This window comes from Streptomyces sp. GMY02 (assembly GCF_019056675.1).
Taxonomy (GTDB): domain Bacteria; phylum Actinomycetota; class Actinomycetes; order Streptomycetales; family Streptomycetaceae; genus Streptomyces; species Streptomyces odonnellii.
In genome coordinates, this window is sequence record NZ_CP077658.1 from 4,439,939 (window position 1) to 4,461,979 (window position 22,041).

The window sequence follows — 22,041 nt, forward strand, 5'->3', positions numbered from 1 at the left end:
GCCTTACGTCGTTACGTCTCTTGCCGTACGGCCGTGTCGTGCCGTACGGGCGCTTCCTGCCGCATGCCCGCGTGCTGCCGGGCCGGGGGTGGGGGTGTCAGGGCGTACGAGCCTTCGAGACGCCGGTCCCTGCGGTCGTCGAAGCAGCGGCGCAGCCGGTCCAGCAGCGCGCTGAGCTGCCCGACCTCCTCGTCGGTCCAGTCGTCGAGCGTGCGGGCGAACATCTCGGTCGTCCGCCGGGCCAGCTCGTCGAGCAGGTCCTGTCCCGCGGGGGTCAGCCGCAGGATGCGCGAGCGCTTGTCGTCGGGGTCCGGGGACCGTTCGATCCAGCCGCGCTCCGCGGCGTGGGCGACATGTCTGCTGGTCACCGACATGTCGACGGAGAGCAGCTCCGAGAGGCGGCTCATCCGCATCTCGCCATGCCGGTCGAGCATGGTCAGTACGGTGGCGGAGCCGCCCGGGCAGTCGGCCGGCAGGATGCGTTCCAGGCCACGCTTGACGGCGCCGACGGCGCTGAGCTGCCGGGCCAGTTCCGCGTACTGACTCTGAGCGGCCATGGGACCCTCCCGATACCTTGTTGCTTGGGGCAACCATGAAACCATAGAAGTCATTGGTTGCTACAGGCAAGCGAAATCGGGTGGAGTGGGGGTAAAGGAACCGGAAAGGCTTCGCATGGTCCGGGTCAACGTCCTGCGTGGCGGCAGGTCGGGCGGGTGGCGGCGGACCTGGGGACGGGCCCGGGGTTGGGCGGGGACCCGGCGTTCGCTAGGGTCCTGGCGTATGGCACACAACCCCCATGCCCCACAGGGCCCCGAGGGCACTCCCGACCCCGCGGGCAGCACTCAGATGTTCCGTGCGTTCGTCGACGACGGCGAGCCGCAGCGCAGGCAGGCGCCGCAGCAGCAGGGCGGGCCGAAGACCGGAGTGATCGTCGGCGTTGTCGCGGTGGTCGTGGTCCTGGCCGTCGTGGCCTGGCTGGCCTTCGGCTGACCGTACCGGCCGGCCGTACGCGCTGACGCCGGACCCCGGCCGTACGTGCTCACGCCGGTCGTACCGGCTGTTCTCGACCCTACGTACTTACGTACGGTACGGCCGCGGCCGTACCGTCCACCGGACCGGAACCCCGCCCGCGAGCTTCACCCGGAGCCTTCTCCGGAGCGTCGTCCGGCATGCCGGACGAAGGGCGGGGTCCCCGAATCTCAATCCGAGATGAGCCCTTCGCGCAACTGCGCGAGTGTGCGGGTCAGCAGACGCGAGACATGCATCTGCGAGATGCCGACCTCTTCGCCGATCTGCGACTGCGTCATGTTCGCGAAGAACCGGAGCATGATGATCTGCCGCTCGCGGGGCGGGAGTTTGGCGAGCAGCGGCTTGAGCGACTCGCGGTACTCCACGCCTTCCAGCGCCATGTCCTCGTACCCGAGCCGGTCCGCGAGCGAGCCCTCGCCGCCGTCGTCCTCGGGCGAGGGCGAGTCCAGCGAGGACGCCGTGTACGCGTTGCCGACGGCGAGGCCGTCGACGACATCCTCCTCCGACACCCCCAGCACGGCGGCGAGTTCGGGCACGGTCGGCGAGCGGTCCAGCTTCTGCGCCAGCTCGTCACTGGCCTTGGTCAGCGCGAGCCGCAGCTCCTGGAGCCGGCGCGGCACCCGCACCGACCAGGAGGTGTCCCTGAAGAAGCGTTTGATCTCACCGACGACCGTCGGCATCGCGAACGTCGGGAATTCCACGCCCCGTTCGCAGTCGAACCGGTCGATCGCCTTGATCAGGCCGATCGTGCCGACCTGGACGATGTCCTCCATCGGCTCGTTGCGGCTGCGGAACCGCGCCGCCGCGTACCGCACCAGCGGCAGGTTCAGCTCGATGAGGGTGTCGCGTACATAGGTGCGCTCCGGGCTGTCCTGGTCGAGTACGGCGAGCCGCAGGAACAGGGAGCGGGACAGAGTGCGGGTGTCGATGGCTTCCGGCTGGGACACACGCGGCTGTGCCACCTGATCGAGAGCATCGGGCACGGGAGCGCTCTTCGTGAGCGTGAGCACCTTCGAGCTGCCCTGTTCTACGGACATGCCACCCCCTTGAGGTCGCGGACGGTCGCGTCGGCCGCTCCCGTCGGAGGAACGCAGCCTCCACCTGAATACCGGCGGTGCGACTGCGGCAAACGCGGTTCCAGCAGAATGTCACATGTCGGCAACACGCTGTAGTGACTTGTCGACAAGTATGGGGCGGATCCGCCCGGGAAAGAGGGGGTTTGCAGCTTTTGGTGCGAGGAGAAGAAGCTGAGCGGGTCTACCCGCGCGGGTTATGCCTCGATCCGATTTGCGGACCGCAGCCGGGCAAAGCTCCTGGCCAGCAGCCGAGACACATGCATCTGGGAGACGCCCAGCTCCTGGCTGATCTGGGACTGCGTCAGATTGTTGTAGTAGCGCAGCATCAGGATTCGCTGTTCGCGCTCGGGAAGCTGGACGAGGAGATGGCGGACCAGGTCGCGGTGTTCGACCCCGGCGAGCGCGGGGTCCTCGTACCCGAGCCGGTCCAGCAGTCCCGGCAGTCCGTCGCCCTCCTGGGCGGCCTCCAGCGAGGTCGCGTGGTACGAACGCCCGGCCTCGATACAGGCCAGCACCTCGTCCTCGGAGATCTTCAGCCGCTCGGCGATCTCGGCGGTGGTCGGGGAGCGGCCATGAGCCGTCGTCAGGTCCTCGGTCGCGCCGGTCACCTGGACCCACAGCTCATGGAGCCGGCGCGGCACGTGCACGGTCCGTACGTTGTCGCGGAAGTACCGTTTGATCTCGCCGACGACGGTCGGCATCGCGAAGGTCGGGAACTGCACCCCGCGGTCCGGGTCGAACCGGTCGATCGCGTTGATCAGCCCGATCGTGCCGACCTGGACGACATCCTCCATCGGCTCGTTGCGGCTGCGGAAGCGGGCGGCGGCATAGCGGACGAGGGGCAGATTGGCCTCGATGAGCGCCCCGCGCACCCGGGTGTGTTCCTCGCTGCCCGGCTCCAGTTCCTTGAGCTGGGCGAAGAGCACCTGTGTCAGGGCCCTGGTGTCGGCTCCCCGGCTCTGCGCCGCGGGGCGTGGCTCGGTCTCGGTCTGGGGCGGCACTTGAGGCGCAGTACTGGCCGTCACGGTCACGCCACCCCTTTGCGGTCGACTGCGTCAACTCATCCGGCAAAAGCGGTCATAGCATCACAAGACATGTCCACTGTGTGCAAGCACCGGATAAAACCGTGTTGACGGTAAGTTGGGGCAATAAACCCAAAAACCCCACACCTCAAGGGTGCGGGGTACGGGGCCGTCAGGGGCGGCCGACTCGGGGCCGGCTCAGAACTCGTAGTCGGCGATCACCCAGGTGGCGAATTCCCGCCACTGACTGGCAGCCGCCTGATGGGCCGGGTGGTCCACGTAGCGCCGGAGCGCATCCCGGTCGGAGACCGCCGAGTTGATGGCGAAGTCATGGGCGATCGGCCGGTCGCTGATGTTCCAGCCGCACTCCCAGAACTCCAGCTCGGGGATCTGCGTACCGAGCTGCTCGAAGGCCTGCGCACCGGCGATCACCCGCGGCTCGTCGCGCGAGACACCCTCGTTGAGCTTGAAGAGGACCAGGTGGCGGATCAAGATCACTCCTTGGGGGACGGCTAATTGATGAGTTCGGTCATGAACTGGCCAACACCCTGGGCAGCGCTCGAAATGCCTTCGAACCCCACCTGGACGAGATCGGCGGCCCGGGCCGGGGATGTGATGATCGTGTACAGCACGAATACGGCCAGCGCGTAGAGCACGATCCTTCTCGCTTGCCCCATGGGCCGCTTCCTCCCCTGCAGTGCCCAGTGCGATCGCGCGAGAGTCTAACCGTATGAACGCCCGCCCCCACCGGCCGGACCCGTACCTACACGGAAAGGGCCCCGGCGCACTCGCACCGGGGCCCTTTCGGAAGAGCGGTAGCGGAGGGATTTGAACCCTCGGTGAGTTTCCCCACACTCGCTTTCGAGGCGAGCTCCTTCGGCCGCTCGGACACGCTACCGAGAGAGAGCTTAGCCCACAGAGGGCCAAGGTTCGAAATCGGTATCGCGGTACGGGGATCGGAGCCGCCGGAGACGGGGCGGGGCGGCCGACGCGGGGGTCTGGCGGTGGGGTCAGCGGTTGCGGAAGAAGGCGGTCAGCAGGGCGGAGCACTCGTCGGCGAGCACTCCCTGGATCACTTCGGGGCGGTGATTGAGGCGTCTGTCCCGTACGACGTCCCAGAGCGAGCCGGCCGCGCCGGCCTTCTCGTCGCGCGCGCCGAACACCACCCGGTCCACCCGGGCCAGCACGAGCGCGCCCGCGCACATCGTGCAGGGCTCCAGGGTCACCACCAGCGTGCAGCCGGTCAGCCGCCAGGAACCGACCTTCCCGGCCGCCCTGCGGATCGCCAGGATCTCCGCATGGCCGGTCGGGTCGCCGGTCGCCTCGCGTTCGTTGTGGCCGGCGCCGAGCACCGTACCGTTCGGGGACAGCACCACAGCGCCGACCGGCACATCACCGGAGCGGGCCGCCCGTGCCGCCTCGTCCAGGGCGAGGCGCATGGACGCCCGCCACGGATCGCGTACGGGATCGCTCACCGGGTCCGGGGAGCCGGACACCGGTCCTGACACCGGGCCGTACCCGGTCACTAGCGGACGGTCTCCAGCACTTCGGCGGCTCCCAGAGCCTCCGCGATCTCGGCCATCGCGTCCGAATCCAGCGCCAGCAGATCCGCCTCGGACAGGCCGAGGTCGCTCAGAATCTCACGGTCGCCGACGGCACCCGCCGGCACGGTCTCCCCGTCGGTCACGGGGCTGTCGTCGTTGTCGTCGTACTCGTCGTCCTTGTCGTTGGCGTTGTCGTCATCCTGCGCTTCCGGCTCGCCGTCCTCCGTACCGTCGAGGTCCAGCGCGTCCAGGTCGTCGGCGGGGTCGTCGTCATCCCTGCCGAGCAGTTCATCAATGAGGATCTCCCCGTACGAGGAGCGTGCGGCCGCGGCCGCGTCGGAGACATAGATACGAGGGTCTTCCTCGCCCTCCACACGGACGATGCCGAACCACGCATCCTCCTGTTCGATGAAGACGAGCACCGTGTCCTCGTCCACCGAGGCTTCGCGGGCCAAGTCGGTGAGATCCGACAGGGTCTCCACATCGTCGAGCTCTGTATCGCTCGCTTCCCACCCGTCTTCGGTGCGCGCGAGCAGTGCGGCGAAGTACACCGTGACTCTCCCACTGGTCAGAGGTGTGACGATCCGGCGGTGCGCTGCTCTGCCCCGCCTACTCGGAATCGTGGCAGAAACGAGAGCTTAGCGAGAGGTCTTCCACCGTTGCGTCGTCAGCCCATTTTATTAGGACCCTGTTGGGCCCCCTGCACGCGGCCCGCACATCGGCGCGCACGCCACCCGCCCGGACCGGCGTGGCTCCTCCCTGCCTACCAGCGAAAGGTGCGCATCCGCATCTGCTGGCGCATCCGCGCGGCGCGGGCCGTGCGGGGCTTGACGCGCTCACGCAGGGCCTTGGCCTCGTTCAGCTCGCGCAGGAACTGGGCGCGGCGCCGCCGCCGCTCGCTCTCGTACGTTTCGGGGCCGGAGGGGTCCGGCTCCCCGGGCTGGTCCGGCCCTCCGCGCTGCTCCGGCTCTTCGGCCGGCTCCGTGTCCGTCGGCTGCTTCTGTTCCCGCTGTTCCTGCCTCTGCTGTTCCCCGTCCGGCATCGACGCCTCCCCGCCCCAGACCGTGGTTCCACCCGTTGCCTCTTCCCTCGTGAGCGGGGGTTGATGCCCGAGCCTTGGTGGCAGCGCGTAGGGCCTTGGCCCCCGGTTACTGTGTCGCCATGCGGATTCATGTCGTCGACCACCCGCTGGTGGCGCACAAACTCACCACGCTGCGCGACCGGCGCACCGATTCCCCGACCTTCCGGCGGCTCGCCGACGAGCTGGTGACCCTGCTCGCGTACGAGGCCACCCGGGACGTACGGACCGAGCAGGTCGACATCGAGACCCCGGTGACGGGCACCACGGGGGTACGGCTCTCCCACCCGCGTCCGCTGGTCGTCCCGATCCTGCGGGCCGGGCTCGGCATGCTGGACGGGATGGTACGGCTGCTGCCGACCGCCGAGGTGGGCTTCCTCGGGATGATCCGCGACGAGGAGACCCTCCAGGCGTCCACCTACGCGAGCCGGATGCCCGAGGATCTCTCGGGCCGCCAGGTGTATGTCCTGGACCCCATGCTGGCGACCGGCGGCACGCTGGTGGCGGCGATCCGTGAGCTGATCAAGCGGGGCGCGGACGATGTGACGGCCGTGGTGCTGCTCGCGGCGCCGGAGGGCGTCGAGGTGATGGAGCGGGAGCTGGCGGGCACGCCGGTGACGGTCGTGGCCGCGGCGGTCGACCAGCGGCTGAACGACCAGGGCTACATCGTGCCGGGGCTGGGCGACGCGGGCGACCGGATGTACGGGACGGCCGGCCTGTAGGGCGTGTCCGCAAAGTATCGCCGTTCGCCCACAGGGCGGCGCGGGCGGGCGAGACTTCGCGGACAGGGCCTGGTGCCGTGACGGGAGGCGTGCCGGCACGGGCGGGGGATCAGGTCACTCCTCCTGCGGTTCCGCCGCGGACTCGTCCTGTGGTTCGGCCGCTGGCTCTCCTTGCGGTTCCGCGGCAGGCTCGCCCTGTGGTTCCGCGGCCTGCTGGCCCTGTGGTTCGGCGGCGGGTTCGCCGGCCGGCTTCGGGGGCGTCTTGGGAGCGGTGTCCTCGCAGCCCGGCTCGGTCTTCGCGCTGGCCAGGACCGCCAGTTCCTGGTCGGCGGCCTTCACGTCGTTCAGCGCGGTGAAGCCCGTACCGATGAACAGATCGACGTCCGGGGTCTTCCGGGCGTCGGCCTGCGGCGTGGCGCCCTTCAGATGGGTGGCCAGTACGGTGAGCGCGTCGTTCGAGACGGTCGGGGAGCCCAGCAGTATCCCGGCGCCCGTGATCTTCTTGTCGTACTTGGCCGGGGCGTTGCCCACCTTGCCGATGCGGAATCCGCGCTTCTTCAGTTCGTCGGCGGTCGTCTTGGCCAGACCGCCGCGCGGTGTCGCGTTGTACACGTTGACCGTGATCTGACCGGGCTTGGGAAGCGCGAGGGCCGACGCGGAGGTGTCGGGTTCGCAGCCCGCCTTCCGGCCGGCGGCGTGTTTCTTGGCGTTGCCCGAGAAGACATCGATGAGCTGCGTGGTCCCCCAGCCTGCCAGGCCGAGGGCGACGAGGGCGGAGGTACCCGCGAGCAGCAGCCTGCGACGGCGCCGGGGGCGGCGCATCCGGGGGTACTTGTCACCCGTGATGCGGTACTTACCGCCCAGGCCAGGGGGAGTGAGCATGCTCATGAGCGCAGCGTAGTGCGCGCCCATGGCCAGGTCCTATTAAACGATCAATGGGTTGGGCTGTCCGGAGCCGGAAAGGCCCCGAAAGGCCCAGTCCACACCCGATCGGACCCGCGTCAGCCGAGGTCCAGCTCCAGCACACGCGCGTGCAGCACCTGGCGCTGCTGGAGCGCGGCGCGGACGGCGCGGTGCAGCCCGTCCTCCAGATAGAGATCGCCCTGCCACTTCACGACATGCGCGAACAGGTCTCCGTAAAAGGTGGAGTCCTCGGCGAGCAGCGTCTCCAGGTCCAGTTGGCCCTTGGTGGTCACGAGCTGATCGAGGCGGACCGGGCGCGGCGCGACATCCGCCCACTGCCGGGTGCTTTCCCGGCCGTGGTCGGGATACGGCCGCCCGTTACCGATGCGCTTGAAGATCACACGGAAAGCCTACCGGGCGACCGGCTCCGGGCGCAGCCATGGCGCAGGGTGACAAAGGTGGCATTCCGTATCGGAGCGGGAGCGAAATGTGGGCGGAGGGCCGCTGCCGGGCCGTGGACCGGGTGCGGCGGCCGGTTGTGGCGTGCTGTGGACACCGGTGCTCCGGTGTCCACAGCACGCGCTTCAATGGCCGATCAGTCGCCGGTCAGCGGCCGGTCACGCGATGGGGGTGTGGCCGCGGGCCGGCAGCGGGCCGCCGACCGTGAAGCGGGCCGGGGCGGGCTGCTTCTGGGCGGGGGCGGAGACGGAGCGCAGGTCGTGGGCGTAGGTGCCGACGGCGTTGGCGATGACTCCGATGTTGGTGGCGAAGGCCTTCATATTGATGTTGGAGAGGTTGTCGCACGCCGAGTGGTAGCACTTGTCGAACGCGACGCCGGCCTCACCGCCGTACTTCCTGGCCTGGGCCTCGGTCTTGACGCCCTCGGCGCCGGTGAAGGTGCCGCCCGACGGGATGCCCGCCTCGATGAAGGGGCCGTAGTCCGAGCGGCCGTCGAAGTCGGTGCCCTCGTGGGGCACGCCCCGGCGGTCGAGGAAGTCGGTGATGCCCTTCTCGATCTGCGCGGAGCCCTCGGGGCCGGCGCCCGCGCCGGTGCCGTCCGAGTTGTCGCCGTCGTAGACGAACTGGGCGGCGTTCGGCGAGCCGATCATGTCGAAGTTGAGGTAGAGCGCGATGTCCGCGCGCTGCTCCGGGGTGCGGCGGGTGACATACGACTCGGCGCCCAGCAGTCCGAGTTCCTCGGCCGACCACCAGGCGAAGCGGACCTTGTTCGCGGGCTTGTCGTGCGTCTCGGCGAGTTCGAGGGCCACTTCGAGCAGTCCCGCGGAGCCCGAGCCGTTGTCGTTGATGCCGGGGCCCTCGGCGACCGAGTCGAGGTGGGCGCCGAGCATGACCGTACGGTCCGGGTCGCCGCCCTTGGTCTCGGCGATCACATTGCGGGTGGTGCGCTGCTCCTGGAACTGGCGCAGCTCCAGGGAGACCGTGACGGTGCCGTTCGCGGCCTCCGCGGCGAGCGCCCTGCCCTCGGCCTGGGTGATGCCGCCGGTGGGGATCACCGCCGCTTCGGGGCCGCCGAGCGTGCCGTTGAGCGAGCCCTCGGTGTTGTTGTAGATGACGGCGGCGACCGCGCCCGCGGCGCCGGCCTCGCGCTGCTTGGTCGCGAAGTCGCAGCCGCCGCGCTGGATCAGCGCGATCCTGCCGGTGAAGGCCCCGGCGGCGTAGTCGGCGGGCTCGCAGCCGGTGGTGGCGTCGACCGGGACGGCGGCGACGGCCGCCGTGGTGCCGCCCTCCGGGGTGGACTTGGTGAACGACATCGCCACTATCCCGATGTCACGGGGCGCGGGAGAGGTGACCGAGAGCTTCTCGGCGAGTGTCTCGATGTAGGGGAAGTCGAAGGTGTCGTACGAGACGCGGTACCCGGCCTTCTTGAGCTTGTCGTACACATAGGCGGCCGAGGCGTCGTGGCCGGGGGTGCCGGCGGCTCTGTTGCCGTCGGACGCGTCCGCGATCTCCTGGAACGCTCTGAGGTGCTTGAAGGCGTCCTTGGCGGATGCCTCGCGCACCAGCTTCCGGGAGAGTTTCGCCGCTTCCCTGGCCGGGTCGTGCCCCCGCGCGGCGGCGGGGGAGGCGGAGAGCAGCAGGGGCGCGGCGAGTGCGGTGGCGGCTGCGAGCGCCAGGATTCCGCGGGGAGTTGCGTTCACAAGGGTCCTTCCGGCACGAACGGATGTGAGCAGGTGTCAGAAAATTAGCGACCGGCGTGACGGCTGTGAACTGTTATGTCGCAGTTCACATCAACTTTCGGCGGGCGGGCGGGTCGGCGGGCCCGCGTCCGGGCCCGGGTGCACCGCTCAGGGCTTTCCCGGGGGCCTGGCGCTCTTCGCCGCCTTCGCCGCGCGCTTCGCCTCCTGCTTGAACGCCCTGACCTTGGCGAGCGACTCGGGCCCTGTGATGTCCGCGACCGAGCGGTACGACCCCTCGTCCCCGTACGCGCCCGCCGCCTCGCGCCAGCCCTCCGGCCGTACGCCGAACCGCTTGCCCAGCAGGGCCAGGAAGATCTGGGCCTTCTGCGCGCCGAAGCCGGGCAGCGCGTTCAGCCGGGCGAGTACCTCGCGGCCGGTGGCGACATCCCGCCAGATCGCCTCGGCGTCACCGTCGTAGTGCTCGACCAGGTACTGGCAGAGCTGCTGGACGCGCCGGGCCATGGAGCCCGGGTAGCGGTGCACCGCGGGCTTCTCCGAGAGCAGTGCCACAAAGGCCTCGGGGTCGTACGAGGCGATCTCGCCCGCGTCGAGATCGTCGCGGCCCATCCGTACGGCGATGGTGTACGGGCCGCTGAACGCCCATTCCATCGGGACCTGCTGGTCCAGCAGCATGCCGGTCAGCGCGGCCAGCGGGCTGCGGCCGAGGAGTTCGTCGGCCTCGGGCTGTTGTGCGAGCCGGATCCTGGTGCTCATTCCCCGATGATCACCCGGGCCCCGCCATGACGCACGCACACCACGCACCTCCCGTCTGCTCATATGACTAATTACTGGTGCGGATGGCGCAACCGGCGCCGGGGTACGTCTGAGCCGACCGGGTGAGACGGACAGGGGGGCGGTAGACGTGGTGTCGGCATTCCCTGACTGGTTCATTCCGGTCGGGGACATATTCCGGAACCTTCGGGAAAGGCCGCTCATCCGTGACACAGCCCTTTGAACTGCCGGATTTCTATATGGCCTATCCGGCCCGGCTCAATCCCCACCTGGAGGAGGCCAGGGAGCACTCCAGGAAATGGGCCGGGGACATGGGAATGCTGGAGGGGTCGGGGATCTGGGACGAGCACGACCTCGATTCCCACGACTACGCCCTGCTCTGCTCGTACACCCACCCGGACTGCGACGGTCCCGCGCTTTCTCTGGTGACCGACTGGTATGTGTGGGTGTTCTTCTTCGACGACCATTTCCTGGAGGTCTACAAACGCCCCCAGGACCGCGAGGGCGGCAAGGCGTATCTGGAGCGGCTGGCCGCCTTCATGCCGATGGATCTCGCCACCGGATTCCCGGAGCCCACGAATCCGGTCGAGGCGGGGCTGGCGGATCTCTGGGCCCGTACGGTCCCGGCCATGTCGATGGGCTGGCGCGCGCGGTTCGCGGAGAGCACCGAGAATCTGCTCAACGAGTCCGACTGGGAGCTCGCGAACATCAACGCCGAGCGGATCGCGAACCCCGTCGAGTACATCGAGATGCGCCGCAAGGTCGGCGGAGCGCCCTGGTCGGCGGGGCTCATCGAGTACGCGGCGGGTGCCGAGATCCCTGCGGAGATCGCCGGGTCCCGGCCGCTGCGGGTCCTCAAGGACACGTTCTCGGACGCTGTGCATCTGCGCAACGACCTCTTCTCGTACCAGCGGGAGATCGAGGAGGAGGGCGAGCTGAGCAACGGGGTGCTCGTGCTGGAGACCTTCCTCGGCTGTACGACCCAGGAGGCGGCCGATGCCGTCAACGAACTGCTGACGTCGCGGATCCAGCAGTTCGAGCACACCGCGCTGACCGAACTGGGGCCGCTCTTCGCGGAGAAGGGGCTCGCGCCGCGGCTCTGCGCGGACACGCTGGCCTATGTGAAGGGGCTTCAGGACTGGCAGTCGGGCGGCCATGAGTGGCACATGCGGTCCAGCCGCTACATGAACGGCGCGGGTGCGGACGGGGGCCCGGGTGCGGGCGCCGGCGCGGGGCCGCAGGCGACGCCGGCCGGTGGTGTTCCGGGGTTCTCCATGACTCCGGTCGGTCTCGGGACGGTCGCGGCGGACATCGCGAAGGCGACCGGCAGGGGCGCCGCGGTCCGGGCGCGCAAGCACAGCCATGTCCCGTTCCAGCGGGTCGGGCCTTCCGTGCTGCCCGAGTTCCGGATGCCGTTCGAGGCCGCTCTGAGCCCGCATCTCAACCGCTCGCGGGAGCACACCGTCGAGTGGGCGCACCGGATGGGCATCCTGGCGCCGCAGCCGGGGGTGCCGGGCTCCGGTGTCTGGAACGAGGAGCGGCTCCGGCGTATCGATCTGCCGCTCTGCGCCGCGGGTATCCATCCCGACGCCACCCCCGAGGGGCTCGATCTGACCTCGGACTGGCTGACCTGGGGGACGTACGGCGACGACTACTACCCGGTGGTGTACGGCAGCCGGCGCGATCTGGCGGGCGCGAAGGCCTGCAACGAACGGCTGTTGACGTTCATGCCGGTCGATACGGACGGGACGCCGGTGCCGGCCACCGGGCTGGAACGCGGGCTGGCCGATCTGTGGGCCCGTACGGCGGGATCGCTGGACCGGGACGGGCGGCGCGTCTTCCGGCAGGCCGTCGAGGACATGATCGCGAGCTGGCTCTGGGAGCTGGCCAACCAGGCGCAGAACCGTATCCCCGACCCCGTCGACTATCTGGAGATGCGGCGGCACACCTTCGGCTCGCACATGACGATGAGTCTGTCCCGGCTGAGCCGCGGGCGGGTGGTGCCGCCGGAGATCTACCGGAGCGGCCCGGTGAGGGCCATGGAGAACGCGGCGCAGGACTACGCGTGTCTGATGAACGATGTGTTCTCGTACCAGAAGGAGATCGAGTTCGAGGGCGAGATCCACAATGGCGTTCTGGTTGTGCAGAACTTCTTCGGCTGCGACTATCCGGCGGCTCTTGCCGTCGTCGGTGATTTGATGAACTCGCGCATGAGCCAGTTCCAGCATGTCGTCGCCCATGAACTGCCGGTGCTGTGCGACGACTTCGGACTCGGCGACGAAGCGCGGCGGGCGCTCGGCGGATATGTGAGGGAGCTGGAGAACTGGCTCTCGGGCATTCTGGTGTGGCACCGGGGATGCCGGCGGTACAAGGAGTCCGAACTGCTCCAGGACCGTGCGGAAATCGCCCGCTGGACCCTGCCCGTACCGAATGGAATCGGCACCTCGGCCGCGCGGATTTCGCCGCCGGGCTGGCAATCTGTGCGACCCGTCCCCCATATGGTGCAGTAACTCGCTTGTGCGCCAGGGCGTTTGGCATCCGGTCAATGTGAGTTTTCACCGGATGGGGGCCGTGGGTGGCGAGCGGATACGCACTGTACGGGCGCGCGGGAAAGCGGGCGCCGCGTGCCCCGGGGGCCCGGGGCGCCCGCGAGGTGCGGACGGCGGTGCTGGAGGGCGTCGCCGGGTGGGTGCCCGGGGAACCGGTGCCCAATGAGGCGCTGCCCGCGGCCTGGGGGGTGGACGACGCGTGGGTGCGCTCGCGCACCGGCATCGCGAGCCGCCACCGCGCGGGCCGGGGGGTGTCGACGGGGGACCTGGCGTACGAGGCGGCGCGGCGGCTGATCGACGGGGCCGGGCCGGGGGCGTCGGCCGGGGCCGGGTCCCGGGGCGCTGCGGGCGGTGGGGCGTCGGCCGACGCCGGGTCCGGGGCCGGCGCCCGGTCCGGCGCGGGTGACGGGCCGGGGGCGGATCACGGTTCCGGTGCCCGGGGCGCTGCGGCGGCCCAGGGCGCTGTGGGCGGCGGGCCGTCGGCCGGGGTCGGCTCCCGGGGCGCCGCGGGCGGTGGGCCATCGGCCGGGTCCGACGCCGGGTCCGACGCCGGGTCCCGGGCTCGTGGTGGGGCCGGGGCGCGGTCGGGGGCCGGGTCCGGGGGTGGCGCCTGGGGCGGGGGTGCGGTGGATGCCGTGGTGCTGGCCACGGCCACCCCGGATCACCCCTGCCCCGCCACCGCCCCCGCGCTCGCCGCCCGGCTCGGCCTGGGCCCGGTGCCCGCCTTCGACATCGGCGCGGTGTGCAGCGGCTTCGTCTACGGTCTCGCGGTCTGCCAGGGCCTGGTGGTGTCCGGACTGTACGACCGCGTGCTGCTGGTCGGCGCCGATGTGTACTCGACATGGCTGGACCCGCGCGACCGCTCGTCGGGCGTGGTGTTCGGCGACGGCGCGGGAGCCGCGCTCATCGGCGCGGGCACGGCCGGGTCCCCGGGCGAACTGCTTGCCTTCGACCTGGGCAGCGACGGCACCGGATACGACCTGATCAGCGTGGCCGCGGGCGGGTCGCGGTCCCGGGCCGCCGGGCGCCCGCCGGGCGAGGGCGACCCGTACTTCCGGATGCGCGGCCGGGCGGTCTACCAGCACGCGGTCGAGCGGATGACCGCCTCGTGCCGCTCCCTGCTCGGCGAGGTGGGCTGGGACCCGGCCGAGGTCGACCACTTCGTACCCCACCAGGCCAACGCCCGGATCCTGCGTGCCGTCGCCGAGCGGGTCGGCATCGGCGCGGACCGCTGCGTCACCCATCTCGACCGGGTCGGGAACACGGGCGCGGCCTCCATCCCGCTGGCCCTGGCGGACGCACAGGACCGGGGGCGGTTCCGGATGGGCGACCGCGTCCTGCTCACGGCCTTCGGCGGCGGTCTGACCTGGGGTACGGCGGCGCTCCGCTGGCCGGGCGCACGACGCCAGGACGCGCCGCGGCCGGGCACTTCACGGGCCGCGGCCCACGACGGAAGGAACGGATCATGACAGTGCGAGCGGTGCGGGAGTCCGGCCCGGGGCCGGGCCGGGGCGGTGGCGCGGTCGCGGTGACCGGGCTGGGCGTGGTGACCCCGGCCGGCGGTGACGAGCGGGCGTTCTGGGCGGGGCTGTGCGCCGGGCGGTCGGTCGCCGGGCGGCGGGAGGAACTGGCCGGAATGCCGGTCGACTTCGCCTGCGCGGTCGACGGCCTCGACGTGGACGCGGCGGTGGGCGGGCGCTCGGTCTGGCGGATGGCCCGGTTTGTGAAGCTGGCGCTGATCGCCGCCCGGCAGGCGGTGGCGGACGCCGGGCTCGACCCGGCGGCCTGGGACGGCGGCCGGGTGGGCGTGGTGCTCGGGGTGGGCGTCGGCGGAGTCTCCGTACTGGCCGACGGGGCGCTGAAGCTGCGGGAGCACGGCCCCGGTTCGGTCTCCCCGCTGCTCGTACCGATGATGATCCCGAACGCGGCGGCCGGCGAGGTCGCGATCGCGCTCAAGGCCCAGGGGCCCAGTCTGGCGCCGGTGACCGCCTGTGCCTCGGGCGCCACCGCGATCGCGCTCGGGCGCGATCTGCTGGCCGGCGGGCAGTGCGACGTGGTGGTGGCCGGGGGCGCCGAGTCCGTACTGACACCGCTGGTGGTGACGGCCTTCGCGCGGATGGGCGCGCTGTCGACGCGTACGGACGATCCGGGCGGGGCGTCACGCCCGTTCGCCGCGGACCGGGACGGGTTCGTCCTCGGTGAGGGCGCCGCCATGGTCGTACTGGAGCGGGAGGACGGGGCGCGGGCCCGGGGCCGGAAGGCGCGCGCGCTGCTGGTGGGCGCCGGTTCCAGTACGGACGCGTACCACCCCACGGCGCCGGAGCCGCACGGCCGGGGCGCGCAGGCGGCGGTGGAGGCGGCGCTGCGGGACGCGGGCTGGAGCCCGTACGACGTGCAGCACGTCAACGCGCACGGCACCTCCACACCGCTCAACGACGCCATGGAGGCGACCCTGATCGAGCGGGTCTACGCCCACCGGCCACCGGTCACCGCGCCGAAGGGGGTGGTGGGGCACACGCTGGGCGCGGCCGGGGCGATCGAGGCGGTGGCGACCGTACTGACCCTGGAACACGGCGTGATTCCGCCGGTCGCCAATCTGGACGCGCCCGCCGTTGAGTTCGACCTCGACTGTGTGACGAAGGAGCCACGGCGGCAGCGGGCCGAGACCGCGGTCAGCCACTCCTTCGGGTTCGGCGGGCACAACGTGGCGCTGGCGTTCCGTCGCGCGTGAGGGCGGGGACCGCGCGCCAGGGGGGCCTTTCGAATGAATGTTTTGAGGTCCGCGGTGGGGAAGAGTCGTTTCTTCGCCACTCCTTGATCGTTCTTTTCGCGTGAGCGTACTGATCGACCATGACGGTGTGGAATCCACGGGATCCGTGGACCTCGCGGACCCGGCGGACCGGGCGGACTCGATGGATTCGATGAACTCGACGGACTCACCGGACACCACGGCGGCGCTGCTGACGCGGGTGCTGTTCGGTGCGGAATTCGCGCGCGTGCACGCGCCATGGCGACGGCTCGTCGCGGCGGAACCGTTCCGCCGCCCGGTGGATGCCACCGCCGGGGAGCGGGTCGCACTGGCGTACGCGCGGCTGCGTACGGTCAATCACTCGCTCGACAGCCCGCTGGCGCTGGCGGCGGATCCGCGCCGGCTGGTGGCGCTGTACGAATGGCTGGGCCCGGTCGACTCGTGTCTCACGACAGTGGCGGGCGTTCACTACAACCTGTTCCTGGGGAGCCTGCTCGACCACGGTTTCGCGGGCGGTACGTTCACGGGCGGTACGTTCACGGGCGATACGGAGGGGCAGTCGGGGCAGGCGGACGAACCGGCGCGGGACCCGCGGGAACTGGCGGACTTCCTGGGGCTCCGCAGAGTGGGCACCTTCCTCTGTACGGAGGTGGCGCACGGCAATGACGCGGCGGCCCTGGAGACGACGGCGACGTACGACCGCGCCAGGGACGGCTTCGTCCTGCACACCCCGCACGCCGGGGCGCAGAAGTTCATGCCCAACACCAGCCCGGTCGGCGGCCCCAAGTCGGGCGTGGTGGCGGCGCGGCTGCTGGTGGACGGCACGGACCACGGGGTCTTTCTGTTCCTGGTCCCGCTGACCGACGGCGAGCGGGCGCTGCCGGGGGTACGGGTGCGCAGGCTGCCCGCGGTGTTCGGCAGCCCGGTCGACCACTCGCTGACCTCGTTCGACCGGGTCTTCGTGGCGCGGAACGCGCTGCTGGGCGGGGCTCAGGGGCGGCTCGGCGCGGACGGCGCGTTCAGCAGCGAGCAGAGCAACCGCCGCCGTCGCTTTCTGACGTCGATCGGCCGGGTCACCACGGGCAAGCTCTCGATGAGCGCGGGCGCGCTGGGCGGGGCGCGGGTCGCGCTGGCACTGGCCGTACGGTACGGCGGGCACCGGCTGATCTCGGGCGCCAGGGCGGTCGACCGGGTGCCGGTCTTCGCTCACCGTACGCATCACGGCCCGCTGGTCGGGGCCCTGGCCACGGTGTTCGCGATGAGCCTGCTGCACCGCGCGGCCCTCGACGCGTGGCTCACGCACACCGAGGAGACCAAGGGCGAGGCGGAGCGGACGGTGGCCGTCGCCAAGGGCTGGATCACCTGGCAGGCGCGCGGGGTGATCCTGGAGGCCCGCGAACGGTGCGGGGCACAGGGGCTGTTGGAGAGCAACGGGCTCGCGGAGCTGATGGCCGGCGCGGAGGGCGCGATCACGGCGGAGGGCGACAATCTCGCGATCTACGCGAAGGCGGCGGCGGAGATGCTGTTCTCGGCCGGGGCACCGGAGAGGGAGAGCTTCCGGCGGGAGGCTTGCCAGGACGGCTGGACGCGGGGCGGCTGCGGGCGCGGCGGCTTCGGCGATGGGGGTACGGGCGGCTTCGGGCGCGGCGGTTGCGGCGACGACGGGGGTACGGGCGGCTCGGCGCGGGACGGTGCCGTGCGGGCGGGCTCCGCGTCCGGCGCCGGGCAGGAAGGTTTGGCTTGGGCCGGCGCCGGCTCGGGCTCCAACTCGGAAGCCGGCTCCGGCTCCGGCTCGGGGGCTGGCTCCGGCTCCGGCTGCTGCGACGACGGTGGCGCGGGCGACGGGGCCCCGGCCGTACAGGGCGACGAGTCGCTGGCCGTACGGGAGTTGTCCGACACGCGCTTCCTCGGCTCGCTCCTCGCCGATGTCGAGGACCTCTGGCTGGCTCGTGCCCGGCGCCGGATGAGCCGGGCCGCTCCGCACGCCGACTCGCTCGCGCGCTGGAACGCCGCCTCCGGTGCCGCGCTGCGGGCCGTCGAGGCCCATGCGTACCGCCGCGCGGCCGAGGCGTTCACGGCGGCGGTGGACGGTCTCGAATCCGGTACCGAGGCCCGTGAACTGCTGTGTTCCCTGCACCAGTTGTTCGCCCTGCGCTGGATCGACCGGAACAGCGGCGATCTGCTGGCCGCCGGCCGGCTGGCCGCCCGCCACACCGAAGGGCTCGTGGAGGCCGTCGAGCGGCTCGTGGCCGAACTGGCCGGCCACGCCCCCACCCTCGTCGACGCCTTCGCCCTGCCCGAGGAGATGCTCGCGGACTGGCCCATCTCCGGCGCCGGTTACGTGGACGCCTACGACGACACGAAGGCCGCCTGGCACTCCGTACCCGCTTGAAACCACCGGCCCCACCGGTCCCTCGAACCGACCACCCCATCCACCACCGACACAAGGACATGCCATGAGCGAGATCCACCCGCGGATCACCGAGGTACTGACCGGGACCTTCAAGGTGCCCGCAGCCGAGATCCTTCCCGAGGCCACCATGGACAGCCTGGAGATGGACTCTCTCGCCGTCGCCGAGTTCGCCGTGATCATCAAGGAGACGCTGGGCATCGACACCGACTCCGACGCCCTCCTCAAGGGCGCCACCCTGGCCGAGATCACCGCGTTCCTCGACGACGCGGCAACGGCCGTGGGCGTCGGCCGATGAGCGGATCCGCCGTCCGGCCGGTGCGCGCACCCGCCGTCGCCGTCACCGGACTTGGCATGATCACCCCGGCCGGGAACGACACCGGGTCCACCTGGGACGGGGTGTGCGCGGGCGTCTCGTACGCCCGTACCCTCCCCGAACTGCACGGCTGCGCCGTCGACTTCGCGTGTACGGTCGACGGCATCGACCTGTCCGCGGCGGTCGGCGGGCGTACGGCGTTCCGGATGGGCCGATACGTCAAACTCGCCCTGATCGCGGCGCGCGAGGCGGTCGCCGACGCCGGGCTCGACCCGGCGGCCTGGGACGGGACCCGGGTCGCGGTCGTGGTCGGGACCAGCAGCGGGGGCTCCGCGAGCGTGGCGGAGCAGGCCGTGGCGCTCGACCGGCGCGGCCCCGAGGCCACTTCGCCGTCCGGGGTCCTGCTGACGATCCCCAATATGCCCGCGGCCGAGATCGCCGTGTCGATGGGCGCCACCGGGCCCAGCATGGCGCCGTGCACGGCCTGCTCCTCGGGGGTCACGGCGCTCTCCGTGGCGCGTGACCTGCTGGCGGCGGGGCAGTGCGACATCGCGGTGGCGGGCGCCACCGAGGCGATGATCTGCCCGCTCGCCATGACCGGGTTCGCGCGCTCCGGGGTGGCCGCCACGGCGGGGCCCGGTGTCGATCCCGCCGTACTGTGCCGGCCCTTCGCCGCGGACCGGGCCGGGCTGGTCATGGGCGAGGGCGCGGCGATCATGGTGCTGGAGCGGGAGAAGGACGCGCGGGCGCGCGGCGCGGTGCCCCGCGCGCTGGTCGCGGGCGCCGGTGCCACCACCGACGCCCATCACCCCACGAGCCCGCACCCCTCGGGCGCGGTCGCCCAGCGCGCGGTCGAGGCGGCGCTGCGGGACGCGGGATGGCAGGCCGGTGACGTCGGGCATGTGAACGCGCACGGCACCTCGACCCCGCTCAATGACGCGACCGAGGCCGCGCTGATCAGCCGGGTGTTCCCGCACCGGCCCTCGGTCACGGCTCCCAAGGGCGTGCTGGGGCACTGTATGGGCGCGGCCGGCGCGATCGAGGCGGGGCTGACCGTACTGACCCTTCAGCACGGGGTGGTACCGCCGATCGCGAATCTGGACGCGCCGGCCGCCGAGTTCGACATCGACTGTGTGACCAAGCAGCCGCTGCGGCGGCGGATCGACCGGGCCGTGAGCCACTCCTTCGGCTTCGGCGGGCACAACGCGGTCCTGGCGCTGGAACGCGCCTGACCGCGGGCGCGGGGCCCGGGAGGCGCGGGAGTCACGCGGCCCGGCCGACCGCCCCGGGATGCGCCCGGGTGTGTTTCCGGCCCCCCTGCCCCCGCTGCTGTTGCAGTCTCCGTCTTCGTACGGACTTCTCGCCGGACCCCTTGCCGTACGGACCGCCGTACGGAATCGCCGTGCGGCCGTACCGCCGTACGGAACGCCGTCCCCCGACACCGGTTCCGACCCGGGACCTGACCAACCGGGGGACGGTCCCCCGACCCCTTCTGGAGGCCCGCCCATGCGCGGAAACCTGCCGTTCCATGGACAGACCGCCGTTGTCACCGGCGCCGCGCGCGGTGTGGGCGAGCATCTCGCCCACGCGCTGTCCGAACGTGGCGCGAGACTGGCGCTCGTCGGTCTGGAGGAGGCCGAACTCGCCCGTGTCGCCGCGTCGTTGACCGGCACGGCGGAGGCGGCGTACTGGCATACGGACGTCACCGACGCCAAGGCCATGATCCGTACGGCACGGCACGTGGAGGAGCGTTTCGGCACCGTCGATGTCGTTGTCGCCAACGCCGGGGTCGCGGCGGCGGGCCTCTTCCGGCACTGCTCGCCCGATGTGTGGCGGCGGGTGATCGAGGTCAATCTCATCGGCGGCGCAAACACCGCGCACGCCTTTCTCCCCGCGCTGCTGAACTCCCGCGGCTACTACCTTCAGATCGCTTCGCTGGCGGCCCTCGCCCCCGCGCCGATGATGACCGCCTACTGCGCGTCAAAGGCCGGGGTCGAGGCCTTCGCGCACACCCTCAGGGCCGAGGTCGCGCACCATGGCGTACGGATCGGTGTGGGCTATCTGAGCTGGACCGACACCGATATGGTCCGGGGCGGCGAGCAGGTGGCCGCGCTGCGTGAGCTGCGCGCCCGGCTGCCCTGGCCGGCCGGACGTACGTACCCCCTGGGCCCGGCGGTGGACCGGCTCGCGGCCGGGGTCGAGCGGCGGGCGCGCCAGGTGTACGGGCAGCCGTGGCTGCGGGCGGCGCAGTTCGTACGGGGAGCGCTCCCGGCGTTCGTGGCCCGGCACGGGCGGCAGCACATGCCGGAGCTGGAGCCGCAGGCCGCGGGGACGCCGGTGACGCTGCTGGGCGCGGGAGGCGCGGCGGACCGGGCCGGGCGGCCGCTTGCGTCGTGAGCCGGGTGCCGTCGGTGTCGTCGGTGCTGTCGGTGTCGTCGGTCCCGTGCGGCTCGTGAGGCGTGGCCCGGCTTCTGAGGTGCGCTCCGGTGCGCCTGCTCCTGCTCCTGAGGTGCGCTCCCGCTTCTGTGAGGTGCGCTCCGGCTCCTGAGGCGTGCTCCGGCTTCTACGAGCCTTGAGGCTTCGGCCCCGGCTCTCGTTCGGCAGATGTCACACTCCGGAAATATGATGATTTGTGGTTTGTGCAGGAGCGCGGACCACAGGCCCCTGATCCGTAGCGAGGCGGTGCATGACCCGGCGTCGTCCCCCGCGCTCGACGAGCGCCGACGACCTGCTGACCACACTTGGGCGGCTGACCGCCCAGGCGAGGGAAGGGGCAGAGCTCCAGCATGCCCGGGTGGAGCTGGCCGAGGCGCTTCAGCGCGACATGCTGCCCGCGCGGCTCCCCGCCGTACCGGGCCTGCGGACCGCGGCGAGATACGCGCCGTCGCAGGACGGCCTCGACATCGGGGGCGACTGGTACGACGGTTTCGCGCTCTCCGACGGTTCGCTCGGGTTCTCCGTGGGCGATGTGCAGGGCCATGATGTCGAAGCCGCCGCGTTCATGGGGCAGGTACGGATAGGGCTGCGGGCGGTCGCCGCCACCGCGCACGACCCGGGCGAGGTGCTGAGCCTGGCCAATGACCTGCTGCTGTCGGTGGACTCCGGACTCTTCGCGACCTGTACGTTCCTGCGCTTCGACCCGGTCCGGTGGGAGATCCAGAGCGCCCGCGCCGGGCATGTCGCCTCCGTATGGGGGACCGTCGACGGCTGGTCCGGGTGCGCCGAGGACGAGGGCGGGCTGCCGCTGGGGATCTCGCCGGGCGAGAAGTACCCGGTGACCCGCCGTCCGCTGCTGAGTGCGGGAGCGTTCGTCCTGCTCACGGATGGTGTGGTCGAAGGGCCTTCCTTCCCGATCGAGGAGGGGATGGCGCGGGTGGCCAGGGCGGTCGAGGCGGGGGTCTCGGCCGATCCGGGGGATCTGGCGGCGGAGGTGATGAAGGTCGCCGAGCTGACCGGCCACACGGACGACGCCGCCGTACTCGTACTGCGGCACGACGGGCCGCCGGGGGCGCAGTCGGACGGGGCCGCCGCGTCGCCCGCAGCCCGGCCGGGGGGCCGGCCGTCGGGGTCACCGCGCGTGAGCAGGCCGCATGTGGTGGCGTCGGGGGTGCACGAGGACGGGGCGGGGTGAGGGGGCCGGGTGAGGGGGGCAGCGGGAGAGGGGCGGGGGTGTGGGCGGCGGGGTGACCCAGGGTGACGAGTCTGCTCGTCAG

General features: G+C 71.5%; 20 protein-coding genes, 1 tRNA gene and 2 pseudogenes. 10 read left to right on the top strand and 13 right to left on the bottom strand.

Going from position 1 to position 22,041, the window contains the following annotated elements:
- Positions 1-11: 11 nt before the first annotated feature.
- The gene (locus tag KQY30_RS18600) at positions 12-557 is read right to left on the bottom strand and encodes a MarR family winged helix-turn-helix transcriptional regulator (RefSeq protein ID WP_217307808.1); all 546 of its coding nucleotides are present in this window, start codon (positions 555-557) and stop codon (positions 12-14) included.
- Between the two features lie 223 nt (positions 558-780).
- On the opposite strand from KQY30_RS18600, the gene KQY30_RS18605 reads away from it, so the two are divergent.
- Positions 781-990 (top strand): hypothetical protein, encoded by a 210-nt coding sequence (locus tag KQY30_RS18605; RefSeq protein WP_217307809.1) that lies wholly within the window; start codon positions 781-783, stop codon positions 988-990.
- A gap of 209 nt (positions 991-1,199) precedes the next feature.
- On the opposite strand, the gene KQY30_RS18610 is transcribed toward KQY30_RS18605, so the two are convergent.
- The 8 genes from KQY30_RS18610 to KQY30_RS18645 form a co-directional block, all read right to left on the bottom strand.
- Positions 1,200-2,066 carry an RNA polymerase sigma factor SigF gene (locus KQY30_RS18610; protein ID WP_217307810.1) on the bottom strand — a complete coding sequence of 289 codons (867 nt, stop codon included), beginning with the start codon at positions 2,064-2,066 and terminating at the stop codon, positions 1,200-1,202.
- Between the two features lie 233 nt (positions 2,067-2,299).
- A complete protein-coding gene (locus KQY30_RS18615; protein WP_079023682.1) occupies positions 2,300-3,130 on the bottom strand; it encodes an RNA polymerase sigma factor SigF in 831 nt (276 codons plus the stop codon).
- Between the two features lie 195 nt (positions 3,131-3,325).
- Positions 3,326-3,619 carry a Dabb family protein gene (locus KQY30_RS18620; RefSeq protein WP_217307811.1) on the bottom strand — a complete coding sequence of 98 codons (294 nt, stop codon included), beginning with the start codon at positions 3,617-3,619 and terminating at the stop codon, positions 3,326-3,328.
- Positions 3,620-3,639: 20 nt separating this feature from the next.
- Positions 3,640-3,804 carry a hypothetical protein gene (locus KQY30_RS18625; protein ID WP_198533919.1) on the bottom strand — a complete coding sequence of 55 codons (165 nt, stop codon included), beginning with the start codon at positions 3,802-3,804 and terminating at the stop codon, positions 3,640-3,642.
- Between the two features lie 136 nt (positions 3,805-3,940).
- Positions 3,941-4,025 (bottom strand) — tRNA-Ser (locus KQY30_RS18630).
- A gap of 112 nt (positions 4,026-4,137) precedes the next feature.
- The gene (gene tadA / locus KQY30_RS18635) at positions 4,138-4,653 is read right to left on the bottom strand and encodes a tRNA adenosine(34) deaminase TadA (protein ID WP_254407207.1); all 516 of its coding nucleotides are present in this window, start codon (positions 4,651-4,653) and stop codon (positions 4,138-4,140) included.
- On the bottom strand, positions 4,653-5,222 hold the full coding sequence (locus KQY30_RS18640) for a hypothetical protein (RefSeq protein ID WP_217307812.1): 570 nt from the start codon (positions 5,220-5,222) through the stop codon (positions 4,653-4,655). Before KQY30_RS18640 ends, tadA begins: the two co-directional genes overlap by 1 nt.
- A gap of 212 nt (positions 5,223-5,434) precedes the next feature.
- Positions 5,435-5,713 (bottom strand): hypothetical protein, encoded by a 279-nt coding sequence (locus KQY30_RS18645; protein ID WP_217307813.1) that lies wholly within the window; start codon positions 5,711-5,713, stop codon positions 5,435-5,437.
- 119 nt (positions 5,714-5,832) lie between these two features.
- Between KQY30_RS18645 and upp the strand changes: the two genes are divergently transcribed.
- Positions 5,833-6,471 (top strand): uracil phosphoribosyltransferase, encoded by a 639-nt coding sequence (gene upp / locus KQY30_RS18650; protein ID WP_217307814.1) that lies wholly within the window; start codon positions 5,833-5,835, stop codon positions 6,469-6,471.
- 342 nt (positions 6,472-6,813) lie between these two features.
- Here the strand turns inward: upp and KQY30_RS18655 are convergent.
- The 4 genes and pseudogenes from KQY30_RS18655 to KQY30_RS18670 all read right to left on the bottom strand — a co-directional run.
- Positions 6,814-7,359, bottom strand: a pseudogene (locus tag KQY30_RS18655) (LytR C-terminal domain-containing protein); the annotation flags it as partial.
- Positions 7,360-7,472: 113 nt separating this feature from the next.
- Positions 7,473-7,775, bottom strand: a complete 303-nt coding sequence (locus KQY30_RS18660; RefSeq protein ID WP_023540426.1) for a type II toxin-antitoxin system VapB family antitoxin — start codon at positions 7,773-7,775, stop codon at positions 7,473-7,475.
- A gap of 216 nt (positions 7,776-7,991) precedes the next feature.
- Positions 7,992-9,533, bottom strand: a complete 1,542-nt coding sequence (locus KQY30_RS18665) for a M28 family metallopeptidase (RefSeq protein WP_254407208.1) — start codon at positions 9,531-9,533, stop codon at positions 7,992-7,994.
- A gap of 147 nt (positions 9,534-9,680) precedes the next feature.
- Positions 9,681-10,286, bottom strand: a complete 606-nt coding sequence (locus KQY30_RS18670) for an HhH-GPD-type base excision DNA repair protein (protein ID WP_217307815.1) — start codon at positions 10,284-10,286, stop codon at positions 9,681-9,683.
- A 224-nt stretch (positions 10,287-10,510) separates the two neighbouring features.
- Here KQY30_RS18670 and KQY30_RS18675 point away from each other — a divergent pair, with 224 nt between their 5' ends.
- The 8 genes and pseudogenes from KQY30_RS18675 (at position 10,511) to KQY30_RS18720 (ending at position 21,959) form a co-directional block, all read left to right on the top strand.
- Complete coding sequence (locus KQY30_RS18675) at positions 10,511-12,814, top strand: family 2 encapsulin nanocompartment cargo protein terpene cyclase (protein WP_217307816.1); 2,304 nt, start codon at positions 10,511-10,513, stop codon at positions 12,812-12,814.
- Positions 12,815-13,479: 665 nt separating this feature from the next.
- Positions 13,480-14,322, top strand: a pseudogene (locus KQY30_RS18685) (beta-ketoacyl-ACP synthase 3); the annotation flags it as partial.
- Positions 14,319-15,584: a beta-ketoacyl synthase gene (locus KQY30_RS18690; RefSeq protein WP_217307817.1), complete on the top strand. Its 1,266-nt coding sequence runs from the start codon at positions 14,319-14,321 to the stop codon at positions 15,582-15,584. The pseudogene KQY30_RS18685 and the gene KQY30_RS18690, both read left to right, overlap by 4 nt.
- Before the next feature lie 190 nt (positions 15,585-15,774).
- Positions 15,775-17,994 carry an acyl-CoA dehydrogenase gene (locus KQY30_RS36545; protein ID WP_254407622.1) on the top strand — a complete coding sequence of 740 codons (2,220 nt, stop codon included), beginning with the start codon at positions 15,775-15,777 and terminating at the stop codon, positions 17,992-17,994.
- A 64-nt stretch (positions 17,995-18,058) separates the two neighbouring features.
- Complete coding sequence (locus KQY30_RS18705) at positions 18,059-18,310, top strand: acyl carrier protein (RefSeq protein ID WP_046497285.1); 252 nt, start codon at positions 18,059-18,061, stop codon at positions 18,308-18,310.
- A 20-nt stretch (positions 18,311-18,330) separates the two neighbouring features.
- The gene (locus tag KQY30_RS18710; protein ID WP_217311154.1) at positions 18,331-19,560 is read left to right on the top strand and encodes a beta-ketoacyl synthase; all 1,230 of its coding nucleotides are present in this window, start codon (positions 18,331-18,333) and stop codon (positions 19,558-19,560) included.
- A 274-nt stretch (positions 19,561-19,834) separates the two neighbouring features.
- Positions 19,835-20,725 carry an SDR family oxidoreductase gene (locus KQY30_RS18715; protein WP_217307818.1) on the top strand — a complete coding sequence of 297 codons (891 nt, stop codon included), beginning with the start codon at positions 19,835-19,837 and terminating at the stop codon, positions 20,723-20,725.
- A gap of 289 nt (positions 20,726-21,014) precedes the next feature.
- The gene (locus tag KQY30_RS18720) at positions 21,015-21,959 is read left to right on the top strand and encodes a PP2C family protein-serine/threonine phosphatase (RefSeq protein ID WP_217307819.1); all 945 of its coding nucleotides are present in this window, start codon (positions 21,015-21,017) and stop codon (positions 21,957-21,959) included.
- Positions 21,960-22,041: the final 82 nt, after the last annotated feature.